Source organism: Bdellovibrio bacteriovorus str. Tiberius (assembly GCF_000317895.1).
In the GTDB taxonomy this organism is placed as follows: Bacteria; Bdellovibrionota; Bdellovibrionia; order Bdellovibrionales; family Bdellovibrionaceae; genus Bdellovibrio; species Bdellovibrio bacteriovorus_F.
In genome coordinates this window covers 434,167-447,032 of sequence record NC_019567.1, presented here as the reverse complement: position 1 = coordinate 447,032, position 12,866 = coordinate 434,167, and the positions used below count along the sequence as shown (strand labels likewise).

Annotated in this window: 14 protein-coding genes; 12 read left to right on the top strand and 2 right to left on the bottom strand. The window is 49.9% G+C overall.

Features of this window, described 5'->3' with window-relative positions; translation table 11 throughout:
• The first annotated feature begins 28 nt into the window (after positions 1–28).
• Positions 29–1,573, top strand: coding sequence for a phospholipase D family protein (locus tag BDT_RS02195; RefSeq protein ID WP_015089629.1), 1,545 nt, complete (start codon positions 29–31; stop codon positions 1,571–1,573).
• A gap of 65 nt (positions 1,574–1,638) precedes the next feature.
• Here the strand turns inward: BDT_RS02195 and BDT_RS02190 are convergent, their stop codons facing one another.
• Positions 1,639–2,355, bottom strand: a complete 717-nt coding sequence (locus tag BDT_RS02190) for a Crp/Fnr family transcriptional regulator (protein WP_041576875.1) — start codon at positions 2,353–2,355, stop codon at positions 1,639–1,641.
• Positions 2,356–2,614: 259 nt separating this feature from the next.
• Between BDT_RS02190 and BDT_RS02185 the strand changes: the two genes are divergently transcribed.
• From BDT_RS02185 to BDT_RS02165, 5 genes are read left to right on the top strand one after another with little or no spacing between them, the layout of a single operon-like run.
• A complete protein-coding gene (locus BDT_RS02185) occupies positions 2,615–3,595 on the top strand; it encodes a BMP family lipoprotein (RefSeq protein WP_015089627.1) in 981 nt (326 codons plus the stop codon).
• Positions 3,596–5,080 (top strand): ABC transporter ATP-binding protein, encoded by a 1,485-nt coding sequence (locus BDT_RS02180; protein WP_148278667.1) that lies wholly within the window; start codon positions 3,596–3,598, stop codon positions 5,078–5,080.
• Positions 5,077–6,105 carry an ABC transporter permease gene (locus tag BDT_RS02175; RefSeq protein ID WP_015089625.1) on the top strand — a complete coding sequence of 343 codons (1,029 nt, stop codon included), beginning with the start codon at positions 5,077–5,079 and terminating at the stop codon, positions 6,103–6,105. Before BDT_RS02180 ends, BDT_RS02175 begins: the two co-directional genes overlap by 4 nt.
• Entirely contained in the window at positions 6,106–6,978 is an 873-nt protein-coding gene (locus tag BDT_RS02170) for an ABC transporter permease (protein WP_015089624.1), read from the top strand. It abuts the gene before it with no gap.
• 14 nt (positions 6,979–6,992) lie between these two features.
• Complete coding sequence (locus tag BDT_RS02165) at positions 6,993–8,063, top strand: hypothetical protein (protein WP_015089623.1); 1,071 nt, start codon at positions 6,993–6,995, stop codon at positions 8,061–8,063.
• 44 nt (positions 8,064–8,107) lie between these two features.
• Here BDT_RS02165 and BDT_RS02160 read toward each other — a convergent pair whose 3' ends face one another.
• Positions 8,108–8,542: a cupin domain-containing protein gene (locus BDT_RS02160; RefSeq protein WP_015089622.1), complete on the bottom strand. Its 435-nt coding sequence runs from the start codon at positions 8,540–8,542 to the stop codon at positions 8,108–8,110.
• A 228-nt stretch (positions 8,543–8,770) separates the two neighbouring features.
• Here BDT_RS02160 and BDT_RS02155 point away from each other — a divergent pair, with 228 nt between their 5' ends.
• The 6 genes from BDT_RS02155 to BDT_RS02130 all read left to right on the top strand — a co-directional run bounded on the left by BDT_RS02155 (position 8,771) and on the right by BDT_RS02130 (position 12,854).
• Positions 8,771–9,319 (top strand): DUF5819 family protein, encoded by a 549-nt coding sequence (locus tag BDT_RS02155; protein WP_015089621.1) that lies wholly within the window; start codon positions 8,771–8,773, stop codon positions 9,317–9,319.
• The gene (locus BDT_RS02150; protein ID WP_015089620.1) at positions 9,310–10,185 is read left to right on the top strand and encodes an HTTM domain-containing protein; all 876 of its coding nucleotides are present in this window, start codon (positions 9,310–9,312) and stop codon (positions 10,183–10,185) included. The genes BDT_RS02155 and BDT_RS02150 overlap by 10 nt, the downstream gene beginning before the upstream one ends.
• Entirely contained in the window at positions 10,182–11,198 is a 1,017-nt protein-coding gene (locus BDT_RS02145) for a serine hydrolase domain-containing protein (RefSeq protein WP_015089619.1), read from the top strand. The genes BDT_RS02150 and BDT_RS02145 overlap by 4 nt, the downstream gene beginning before the upstream one ends.
• 10 nt (positions 11,199–11,208) lie before the next feature.
• Positions 11,209–11,796, top strand: a complete 588-nt coding sequence (locus BDT_RS02140; RefSeq protein WP_015089618.1) for a hypothetical protein — start codon at positions 11,209–11,211, stop codon at positions 11,794–11,796.
• A 191-nt stretch (positions 11,797–11,987) separates the two neighbouring features.
• Positions 11,988–12,488, top strand: a complete 501-nt coding sequence (locus BDT_RS02135) for a hypothetical protein (protein ID WP_015089617.1) — start codon at positions 11,988–11,990, stop codon at positions 12,486–12,488.
• A gap of 9 nt (positions 12,489–12,497) precedes the next feature.
• The gene (locus BDT_RS02130; RefSeq protein ID WP_015089616.1) at positions 12,498–12,854 is read left to right on the top strand and encodes a hypothetical protein; all 357 of its coding nucleotides are present in this window, start codon (positions 12,498–12,500) and stop codon (positions 12,852–12,854) included.
• Positions 12,855–12,866 lie beyond the last annotated feature (12 nt).

Here is a 12,866-nt window from a genome sequence, read left to right as displayed (position 1 = left end):
TACCCTTTTAAGTACGGGGTTTTTATTTGTGATAAAAAAACTTTTACCCATTCCCATTGTTCTTGGTTTCTATCTGGGGTGCGCCTCGCTCCCACCCAATACAAATCGTCCTTATTCTGAAGCCCTGCCGCCAGATCCAAAGACCCAGCTGGCACAGGCCACAGAAGATCAGCTTAAAAAACATCCCGGACAGTCGGGCTTTTACCCGCTGGCTTCCGGCCTCGAGGCGTTAGTCGCTCGCATGGCGGCGGTCGCAGTTTCTGATCGCAGCATCGATCTGCAATACTATATTTGGGAAAATGACCTGACCGGAAGAATGCTGGTGCACGAAGTGCTGCTGGCCGCCGATCGGGGTGTGCGCGTGCGCGTTCTGCTGGACGATCTGAATCAAGGCCGCTATGAACGAGGCCTTGCCATTTTGGATTCGCACCCCAACATCGAAGTTCGCATGGCAAATCCTTTCGCGGGAAGAAGCTGGCGCATCCTGGATGCGATGAGATTTTCCACCGTCAACCGTCGCATGCACAACAAGGTCTTTGTCGTCGACAATCAAACCGCGATCGTGGGTGGGCGCAATATTGGCAATGAATACTTCTGGGCCAGCGAAGAAATGAACTTTGGTGATTTCGATCTGTGGGCCATCGGTCCGGTGGTGCAGGATCTTTCGAGGGAATTTGATTCTTACTGGAACAGCGAAATCGCCTATCCTATTTCTGTGTTGGTAAATGGATTCCAGCCCACCGCCGAAGATCTGCAAAAACTGAAAGCCGATGCCGCAGCCGCCGTCGAGGAAGCGGAAAAGACCCAGTACGCCGCCGCCTTGAAGGAAACTCCGATGGTGAAAAAATTCACCCGCGAACCTTTGACCCTTTACTGGGGCAAAGCCGAAGTGGTGATTGATCCGCCGGAAAAATTCCGCCAGGATTCCACGGAACAAACCAGCAACCTGGCCCATCAGCTTTATCCTTTGATTGAAAAAACCGAGAAAGAGCTGATTCTGGTTTCGCCTTATTTCATTCCAGGAAAAAAAGGAGTGAAGTTCTTCAAAAATCTGAACGACCGCGGAGTTCAATCGCTGGTTCTGACCAACTCGCTGGCTTCCAGTGATGTGGCCACCGTCTTTTCCGGTTACAAGGGCTATCGCAAGGACTTGCTGGGTCACGGTGTCAGTCTGTATGAACTAAAACCCACTCCCCAGAAAACCATGCCCAAGAAAAATCGTGTCGGCTCGAGCTTTTCCAGCGCCGGTTTGCACGGGAAAGTCTTTATTTTTGACCGAAAGAAAGTTTTTGTAGGCTCTATGAACCTGGATCCTCGTTCCGCCACTTTAAACAGCGAAATGGGCGTGGTGGTTGACAGCCCGGAACTGGCCGAAATAATCAGTAAGAATCTGATCGCCAATCTTCGCGAAGACAGCTATCAAGTTTTACTGAACGCCAAAAAGAACCTGATCTGGAAAACCACCGATGAACAGGGGCACGAGCAAATATTTACCAAAGATCCAGAGACCAGCTGGTGGAAACGCTTTAAAGCCGGATTTTGCTCCGTGTTCGTTCCTGAATCCTGGTTGTAGGGCATAAAAAAACCCCGAGTTTTCACCCCGGGGTCTTCACAATTTCGTCAGCAGTAGCGTTGCGACTAGAAATTGCCAGATCTTCTCATCAGACCGTCTTTATTCTTGATGATGATTTCTTTACCATTGAGGTCGATAAGGCCTTCATTTTTAAACTCTGTCAAATGACGAGACAAGGACTCATTGATCGTGCTGGCAAGCTGAGCGAACTCATTTCTTGTCAGTTTCAAATTCAAAGAAATACCATTCGGTGTCTGAACCCCGAATCTGTCAGCCAAAAGCACCAGTTGATAAGCAATACGTTCCTGAACAGATGCCAGGTAGTGAAGCTGACTGATGGTTTCGAAAGATTCAAGATCGTTAACAGCCTGATTCAAAAGCAACTTAATCAGGGGGCTGGATTGTGCCATCGCCACTTGAATAAGTTCACGTGGATACAACCAAAGAACTGTGGATTTCACAGCTTTGGCGTGACTTTGTGTTACAGCACCTTTCACAAGTGACTTATAGCCAAAGTATTCACCTGGTGATACAAGCTTCGTCACGTATTCGTTAGTCGTGGTGCGGCCGCGCGCGTGGGATCGATTTACAACAACTTTAACACATCCCGACTGAACGTAATACAGACCCTTCGCCGGCTCCCCTTCTTTGAAGATCATCTCCTCTTCTTTGAGATGAATGACTTCATAGGGAACGTTTGAAGTATTCGGAATACTTAGGTTTTGACCACCCATAAAACCAAGGGAGTTTACTCCGCCGTTGAGTATTGTCTGAGATTCCATACTCTTTTACCTCCGAGCTTTCTTCGTTGGGTTAATTGTTGAGGTCATCCTAAACTGGTATTATACAGCCTCCTAATTGAAATTTCGACATAACACTCTTGTAACGGCCTCCTGTTTACGCACAAACATACTTATGACTTGACTCATACAGGGGCCTCCCCTACTTTCAGCCCAATTCAAAAATGGAATTTTTTCGTAATTTCATGCTCTTATTCAGCATATGACATCGCTGTAAGAGTGGTTTTAGTGGAGTCCAAAAATGGCAAAAAGCTTCGTTACGATGCTGTTATTCCTGTCAATCGGCACATTTTCCCACGCAAATTCCCTAAAAGTTGGTTTGGTTCTCGATAAAGGCGGCAAAGACGACAAGTCTTTCAACTCCGCTGCGTATCTTGGAGCAAAAAAAGCAGAGCAGGATCTGAAGATCGACCTGAAGTACGTTGAAGCCACTGACACCAATGCCATTGAAAATCTGCACCGTGCTTTTGCTCGCAAAAATTTTGATCTGATCATCGGCGTGGGCTTTGCCCAGCAGGAAGCGGTTAAAAAAGTAGCCGCGCAATTCCCGAAAATTAAGTTCGCGGTTATCGACAGTGATGTCAAAGCACCGAATGTGCGCTCACTGCTTTTTGAAGAACATGAAGGCTCGTTCCTGGTGGGTGCGCTGGCGGCGATGGCTTCCAAGTCCAACTCGGTGGGCTTTGTTGGCGGGATGGATATTCCGCTGATCCGCAGATTCTCTATGGGTTATGTGGCAGGTGCCAAATATGTAAACCCGAAAATCAATATCACTGAAAACTACGTGGGTGTGACCGGCGAGGCCTGGAACAATCCGGCCAAGGCCAAAGAACTTGCCCTGGCACAAATTGCCAAAGGCAGCGACGTGATCTTTGTGGCAGCAGGTGCTTCCAACACCGGCGTCTTTGATGCCGCTGAAGAAAAAAAGAAATTTGCCATCGGGGTTGATTCTAACCAGAACTGGATCAAGCCGGGTGTGATCCTGACCAGCATGATGAAAGCCGTCGATGTGGCGGTGTATGACACCATCAAAGAAGCTCAAGCCGGTAAATTCACGGCGGGTGAAATTCGTTACGGCCTGAAAAATCAGGGCGTGAACTACACTCTGGACAAGCACAACGAAAAACTGATCACTGCCGACATGAAGAAAAAGGTCGAAGAGATCAAAAAGAAAATCATCGCTGGCCAGATCCAGGTTCCTGATTACTACAAAAAGAAATAGGTGCCTGTTAACATGTCCATGGCGGTTGAATTCAAAGGCATCAGCAAATACTTTGGCTCCGTTCGCGCCAACTCGGACATCTCTTTCGCAATACCTTCCGGCTCCATCCATGCTATCGTGGGTGAAAACGGGGCCGGCAAATCCACCGCCATGAAAATCCTTTTTGGAATGTATCAGCCTGATGGCGGTGACATTCTGATTCACGGAAACCCCGTCACATTTGAAACCCCGATTGATGCCATGGCTGCCGGTATCGGCATGGTTCATCAGCACTTCATGCTGGCCGAACCCTTCACGGCCCTGGACAACATTCTGCTGCAGCAAAAAGGCTCTGCCTTTTCCCTGCTTCCACGCGCCGAACAAAGACAACGCCTGAATGACATTGCCGCACGGTATGGCTTTGAGGTCGATCTGGATGCCAAAGTCGAGGATCTGTCCGTCGGCGAACAACAGCGCATTGAAATCCTGAAGATCCTGTCCCAGGATTCAAAGATTCTGATTCTGGATGAACCCACCGCGGTTCTGACTCCGCAGGAAGTCCAGGAGCTCTTCACCAATCTTCGCAAGCTGAAAGCTGAAGGTAAAACCATCCTGATCATCACCCACAAACTGAAGGAAGTGATGGCCCTGTCTGATGCCGTGACCATCTTCCGCGCAGGCCGCATGGTCGCACACAAAGCAACCCGCGAAACCTCCGTGGAAGAGCTGGCAGAACTGATGGTCGGACGCTGTTTGCAAAATCCGCAGGAACGCACCAGCTCAGTGGACCACAACCATGTGCTGCTGAACTTTGAAAACCTCTCGGCCGCCATGGGGAACCATCGCATTGAAAATATCTCTTTAAAAGTTCATGCCCGCGAAATCGTCGGCGTAGCCGGTGTTGAAGGCAACGGCCAGGACATTCTGATTCGCGCCTTGCTGGATCAAAAGTCACTGAACAAACATTCCCTTCAGGGGCAGGTGCTTCGCGAAGGAACACTTCAGGCCTTCCCTGAAGACCGTCTGCGTTTCGGCGTACTGCCTTCCCGCCCTGTATATGAAAACTTCCTGCTGGGGCAACAGCGCTCCGGCCTGTTCAATTCCGGCTTGCTGCTGAAAACCCGCGCTTTGATTGAGCGCACCCGCGAGATCATGAAGGAATACGATGTCCGTCCTCACGATGAACATCTGCCTTTTGAAAAACTGTCCGGTGGAAATCAGCAAAAACTTGTCGTGGCCCGCGCTCTGACTCAGAAACCCGATGTGATCGTCGCCGCTCAACCAACCCGTGGCGTGGATATTGGGGCTATTGAATTTATTCACAATGAACTGCGCCGCTGCCGTGATGAAGGCGCCGGTGTGCTTTTGATCTCTTCTGAGCTGGATGAACTGATGGCCCTTTCTGATCGCATTGTTGTTCTTTACAAAGGCCATCTGGTGGCCGAGTTCACCCGCTCCGCCTTCAATGAAATTTCCCTTGGTAAAGCCATGGGAGGTGGACATTGAAACGGGTCTTTGGTTTCTTCCTGGGATTGACACTGGCTTTGCTGCTGACTTTGTTCGCAGGTGAAAATCCGTGGAATGTCTTTATGATTCTGGTGCGCAGTGCTTTTGGCTCCATGTACGATCTGGGACTGACCCTTTCTTACACCACGCCTTTGATTTTCTGTGGCCTTTCCGTTGCCATCGGCTTCCATGCCGGTCTTTTCAATATCGGCGCTGAAGGTCAGTTGACCATGGCCGTGGTCACGACCGCAGCTATCGGTGTGCTGTTCCCACAAATTCCTTTCCCGCTGGCTCCAGTCATTGCGCTGCTGGCGGGTCTTGTGGCTGCCGGTCTGTGGGGCTGGATTGCGGGTTGGCTGCGCGCCGTGCGTGGCAGTCACGAAGTCATCATCACCATCATGATGAACTTTATCGCCGCAGGCCTTGCCAGCTGGTTCACTCTGAAGATCATTCCCAATCCTGAATCCCAGAATCCTGAAACGGCCATGGTGGCGCCTCAGTACATGTTCAAGGACTATGATCTGATTGCCCGTCTGTTCCCGGACACCCCGGCGAATGCCTCTTTGGGTTTTGCGGTTGTGCTGGCGGTTTTGATGTGGATATTCCTCTGGAAAACCACATGGGGCTTTGAATTGCGGGCAGTGGGCTCCAATCCCGAAGCCGCCCACCGCGCGGGAATTTCGGAAAAGAAAGTGCGCATTCTGGCAATGACCTTGGCCGGAGTGATGGCAGGCTTCGTTGCTTTGTCTGAAGTTCTGGGCAGTGCCGGACAATATCGTATTGGCTTTTCTCCGGACTATGGCTTTATCGGCATCGCCGTCGCCCTGCTTGCCAGCAACAATCCGTTGGGGATTATCGTGGCGGCCTTCCTGATGGGCGCGCTTCATAAGGGCGCTTCAGATCTGGATCTTGAAACGACCACGATCACCCGCGACTTTTCTCGTATCATCCAGGCTTTGGTGATCTTGGGAGTGGTGGCTCAGGGCTATTGGGAATGGATCAAAATCAAAAGGAGAAAAGGTTAAATGGAAACAATGACCTGGATTCTGTCTTTGACTTTGGCCACCCTGCGCCTGGCGACTCCGCTGGTGTTTGCCTCTATGGGTGGATTGATGAGTGAACGCTCGGGCGTGGTCAATGTCGCCCTTGAGGGCTTCATGCTGATCGGCGCCTTCGCCGGTGCGATCGCCGGTCAGTATTTTGCGTCAGCGTGGATGGGCTGGGGCTTTGCCTTATTGGCCGGTCTTGCTATTGGCGCCGTTTATGCTTTTTTTGTGATCGAACTCAAAGCCGATCAGATCATCACCGGTATGGCCGTGAATCTTTTTGTGATGGGCTTTATCCCGTTTGTGACAAAGATTCTTTTCAGCTCCACGGGATCGACCCCAGCCTTGTTGGTGGAAGACCGTTTTACCTTTGAGCCGTTATTGATGGCGGGCCTTTTGGTTGCCGCAATCAGCTTCTGGATGTTCCGCACGCGTTCTGGCCTGTGGATTCTGTTTGCCGGTGAAAATCCTGAGGCACTGACTGCCAGTGGTGTCAGTGTTCGTAAAGTCCGCTGGTCGGCGGTGACCTTGAGCGGGGCGTTCGCGGCGATGGGTGGCGCCAGCCTTTCGTTGTTCCTGGCTTCGTCTTATTCGCCGATGATGACGGGCGGCCGAGGCTTCATGGCCTTGGCGGCGCTGATCTTCGGCAAATGGAAGCCGGTTCCGGCCTTTGCGGCCTGTTTGTTGTTCGCCTTTGCAGATGCCGTGCAAATCCGTCTGCAGGGCGTGCAAATCGGCGGTGTGGAAATTCCAGTTCAGTTTGTTCAGATTTTACCTTACATCGTGACTGTCATTGCTCTTGCGGGCTTTATCGGCAAAAGCCGGGCTCCAAAAGCACTGGGTCACCAATAATTTACGAGGTCTCTATGAGAAATATTCTGTTGGCATTGCTTCTTCTTGGATCTTCACAGGCGTTTGCCTGGGGTGGCCGTGGTCACGACACCATTTGCCGTGTTGCCACTTTCCTGGTGAAAGAACCGGGCCTGAAAGAATACCTGCAGCACAAACCCCAGATGATGGGACACCTGTGCAACATGCCGGATTTTTACTGGAAAAGCCTTGGTGGCGATGCTGCAAAGCTGGGTAATTCCACCCACTTCATCGACATCGAAGTTATTGGCCTGGATGTAAAAGACATCACTGTTGATTACAAACAACTGATGACTGACTTCACCGGCAAACCGAACAAATTCAAAAATGACGGCTCCACGATCAAGTCCATCCCTCAGGAATTCGGATCTTCCTGGTGGAGAGCTGACCAGTTCATGCGCCATATCGCCGGCCTGAAAGAAGACTTCGCGAAAGCCAAAGCGCCAACGAACTTCAAAGAAGAACAGGACAACGAGCTTCCTTACAACAAGCTGGCTTACGATATGGTTGTATCCATGGGTCTGATGGGTCACTTTGTCGGCGACAACTGTCAGCCATTCCACACCACAGCCGACTATGACGGCTATGCCGCCGGCCACGGTGGCATCCATGCTTACTTTGAAGATCAGGTTGTCGGTCAGTTTGATGGGGACCTTGACTATCTGGTACTGAAGGCGGCTCGCGGAATGAAGAATCCGGAATTCATGAAGCCGAAAACAGCCATTGAGAAAATGAAAGTCCTTAGCGTGATCTCAAACAAAGAGATTCCTAAAATCCTGAAAATGGATCCGGTCACCAAAAAATCCACTTTGGTGAAAGAAAAAGGCATGGAACTTAAAACCGCGGCAGAACGCCAACCGTCCTCTGTGGCCTTCAAAAAAATGAAGCCAATGATCGTCACTGAAATGGCTCGTGGTGCGGTTCTTTTGGCAGCGCTTTGGGATGAAGCCTATGCTTCTGCTGGCAAACCAAAAATCGGGGCTTACAAGTCCTACAAATATCCGTTCACGGTTGATTTCGTGACTCCGGACTATATCGAAGTTCCGAAAACAGAAGATAAAAAATAGTTCAAAAAAATGTCCACTGCTTTTCTGGCGGTGGACATTTCCTTTTAATGTTTGTGGGCTTGAATCGCGTAGTCCACCATTCCCTGGAAATCCACAATCACAACAGGCTCATCACCCACCACCCAGGCATCATGTCCCGGTGGAACCAAAGATACATCTCCGGGTTTACAGTCTATTTCTGTGCCATCATCCATCTTGATTCTGAGTACTCCTGAAACATGGTACTGAAAGTGCGGAGCTTCACAGCTGTCGGTTTGCGCGATCTCTTTCACTGATTTGGACCAGCGCCAGCCTGGCTGCAAGGTGGCACGTCCCACCACGGCCTCACCGAAACGAACCAGCTCCAGACGCCCGTTTGGAAATTCCCGAACTTCATCGGCGGAATCAAAATTCAATGAAGAAAGCGTTCCGCTGACCTTCGCAAATCCCGCCGAAGAATTCGGTTTCTGGGTCGAATCGGAAGTTTGTTGTGTAGCCATAATAACCTCCTGTAGACACATTCTACTCCCGAGTGCTTAGCCCCTCAAATCTCCGACCTAACCCCATGCCGGACGCCACTGGCCGAGACCCGTTTGCATTCTTCCAGATTCTTGGACCAGGTCCCGCATTTAAGATCAGAACCACACCAAAGACCCTTCATAAAGAACCTATTGAAACTGAGCCCGGCACAGCCACTGCTTAATGTTCCAGTCAGTAACGGAGTTCAAATGAAAGCATTCACTCTTCACACATTGAAACTGACTTTGCTGGGCATTCTGGGCCTGCATCTGGCAGTCCATGCCCTGTATCTGGCGCCCAACAACCCTGCGACACCTCAATATATGAACTTTGTCGACACTTACATGGGAACGTTCTTCACCCAGAACTGGCACCTGTTCGCACCAGAACCGGCCACCTCAAGCCTGCAATTGTCCTATCGCTGCGACAGTCTGCAAGCCTGGAAGTTTCCTTTGAACGACCTACTTGATTCCCACAAGTCCCTTCCCGTGACAGCCAAAGGAAAGCAGACCTACGTTCTGCAACATTTAGCCCGCGAAATTTTTAACAGCAAGATTCTAAAAAAAACAGACGCTGCCATGGATGAACTGCACATCCTGCAAAGATACTTGCAAGACCAGTGCGGCGAACAAGCCGCCGCCGAAGTGCGACTTCAGCGCGTGTTCACTCAAGACTATTCCAAGCGCTTCTCTAACACCGAAGTGCGCACCGAAACCTTCACCTTCGGTATCAAACAGGAGTCCTTCGCATGGAACTGATTCAGCAACTGAAAGAATTCTATCTAAAGCTGCATCTGGAAGTAAAATCCCTGCAGGCACTGCGCTTTGCCCGCCGCCTGGTGTATGCCTGGGCCTTTATCAACTACGGCATTCTTGCGACAAAGGCCGCCTATTTCTATTCCAGCAGTGCTTACATTCCGGCCAAGGATTTCGACAGTCTGAATCTGTTGGAAAAATCCCTGAATCTTCTGCACTGGGGGCCCTTCGCCGACGCTTATCCCGTTTTTCTGACGCTAACTCTGGTAGTGACTGCTATTGCCTTCTTTGAAAAGGCCCCCCGCACCTCTGCGGCGGTGGTTTACTTTCTGATGATGAATCTGGATAACAAGGCTTATGTGACTTTGGATGGAGGTAACAACCTGATGCATCTGGTGACATTCTATCTGATCTTCATCAACACCAAAGAAACACAATCCGCGTTTTCAATCACCCTGACGAATCTTGCAGCACTGATGATCAAAATCCAGGTCACTCTGGTCTACGCTACCGCCGGTCTTTTGAAGGTCATGGGGCCTTTGTGGAACAAAGGGGTCGCCCTTTACTACACCATGGGGGTCAGTGAATACGGCAACCACGGGATCTTTAACACCCTTTCCAACTATCCCCTGCTGCTGGCAGCAATGACGTTGGGAACTGTTCTGTTTCAAATCTCGCTGCCTTATCTGATCTGGCAGCGCAACTGGAGACCCTACATCGTGCTGATGGGAACGGTTTTGCATCTTTCGATTTCTTTGGTGATGGGTCTGTTCATGTTCGGATTTGCCATGTGCGTAAGTTACTTCTTTTTCTATGAAGACGAAGAAAAAGGACTGTTTGGATCCTTACTGAAAAAGGTGCGGGCATGAAAGTCAGAAAAATTTTGAGCCATACTTTCACCGTCCTGATCTATTCCTGGGTGGGCCTGCAGTTCTTTTCGTGCAGCCCTGACGTTCAGAAAGTGAAGGAAAATGAATTAGCCACCCACCTGCAGAACACTTGGCAGGAGCTAAAGAAAGACAATCTGATTCACGGAAGCATTCTGATCCAAAAAGGCTCTGACGTGCTATTTGCCGACGGGGACCTGAATAAGGTTTATCCCATCGCCAGCATATCGAAGTCCTTTGTGGGTTTGATTTACTTTCATAAATCGCAGCAGGGTTTAAAACTCGACACCCCGGTCTGCCACTGGCTGAAAAACTTCTGCGCCGGAGACTTGCAGAAGATCACTCTTCAACAGCTGTTGGATCATAAGTCCGGCTTTGGCCGGGATCTGAGCCTGGTAAGCTTTTTAAAACGCTCCATGAGTGCTGACTGGAACTTGCAGGATATCGACACACTGGTTCTGGAAGACAAGGACCTGAATTCAGCACCCGGGGAAGAATTCGGATATTCCAACTTTGGATATCTGGTTCTGTCCCGGGTTCTGGAAATCATTGAGCAGAAAAACTTTTCCCAAATCCTGCAGAATCACGTGCCCACTTCCACAACGGCCGCGATTCAAAAAGGTGACAGACTTCCGGCATATGCACTGATACCGGGAAGCTCAATACAGTGGCATCTGAACAAGGAAAGTTCTTTGTATAAATCCGCTGGTGCCGGAGGCATCAAGTCTTCCGCCCTGGATCTTATGCGGTGGCTGGGACAACAGCGACAGACGCTGCCACTGCTGAACAAGGACAAGCACTACTCACTGGGCTGGGTGCGCTCTGAAAAGCAGTCTTATCAGGCTTACTGGCACAATGGGGCGACACCGGGGTTTTACTCGCTGGTCGCGGTGATTCCTGAATCAGATTTGAAGATCGTGATTCTGACTGACAACTATAAATTTATAAAACACTGGTCCGACAGGGCCGAAGTATTTGAACAATACCTTTACTAAGGAGGAAAAAATGAAAAAGTTTATCACTGGGGCACTGGCCGGCTTGGTTCTTGTCTCTTCAACCGCGCACGCTCAATTGTGCAGCCCGGTCACCCGCCCTGCAGGCGGCTTTGTTCCACCCATTGTCGTGAAAGAACGACTTAAAGAACTCCGGCAGGAACTGGGCGACCGCAAACTGGAAGAAATTTTAGGAAGACCTGTCTTGGTTTCACTGGACAAGTATTCTGAGATGGACCCCAAAGGCATTAACGCCAATGCCTTTGTTGCCGCCGCAGCAGCCGGAGCCGCCGCTTCCGTTGTGGAGTATGTTTGGGATCGCTATGTTGGTAACGGCCCGAGTGATCGTTATATTCAGGAAGAATATTTTGATATTCGTCCCGGCACTGTACCCGTATTGCCGGCCGATCAACCGAAAGTTGGCGGACGCGACATCGGCCCCGTAGCGCTGACACCGGCTGCTGTGGGAACTGCTGTCGCCGGAACAGTTGCTTACAAAGCGGCTGAATACAGCATGCGAAAAGTCTTTGGCGATCCGAACAAGGACATCCGGAAGTATGACGAAAGAGACTTTGATATTCAAAGAAACTACCAGAACTAAGCTCCCCTAAAAGCCCGCCAAAAGCGGGCTTTTCTTATTGTCTCATTCTGAAACCCTCGTTTACAGCTGTATGCCGTTGCAAGGCCTCTGTCATATCTTTAGACGCCCAGTTCTTCCAGGCTTGGTTTGACCGGGGCACAAAGCTCGCACTCTTCAAAGTTGGAGAAAAACTTTTATTAAGGAGAGAGAGCATGAAAAAGAAGATTGTATTGGCGATGGCTATCATTATGGTTCTGGGTTCTGTTAAAGCGATGGCAGAGGATTACGAACAGGATGAAATCTACCGTGAAATCCAATTGGGAAAAATTGACGCCACTGAAGCCGCCAACGGCTGCGAAGAGTGCGCCCTGAATACTGATGGCAAGCTTGATGCCGTGGAATTCGACAATCTGAATCAGCTCACCAAAACTTACGCCGCAGAAGAAGACATGAAAGAAAGACAGCTCATCAGCGAAGTCAGCGTAAAGATCTCTAAAATCGAAAGATTGAAAGACGCAAGCCAGCCACAGCTGAACAAAGAAATTCTTAGAACTGTCGGCGAAGCTAAAAAACTGCGCGACATGAACAAACACAACTCCAAAATGCTGCAGAAGCTTTCCGGTGACCTGGATGAAAGATGGCAGTCTCTGAACGAAATGGACGAAAGAAACCAAATTCAGGGTCTGCGTGTACACCCTGAACTGAGATACTAAGGAGATCCCGTGAAGAAAATCATGTTGAAGCCCCTGTTGATTTTCTGCCTGCTGACTCCAATGTCTGTCATGGCGGAAGAAAGTCTGGAAGACACTCGAATTATGGCGGCGCAAGTTCGCCAAATGACCGAGATGGTTCACGAAATAGCGAATCTGCAGGATCAGGCCGATATCGCCTACGAACAAGATGGCATCGAACGCGTGGGCCAACTGGGCAAGATCATCGTTGAAGCAGAAATGCTAAGAGAGTCTGCGGACCTTTCAGAATCCAGCGACGAAGTGAACGAAGCCTGGCTGGAAGTATCAAACCTGAGAATCCTGGCCTGCAAAATTGTTAAAGGCGAAAACGCTGCCGAATGTAAATAGAATGAAAGTAAA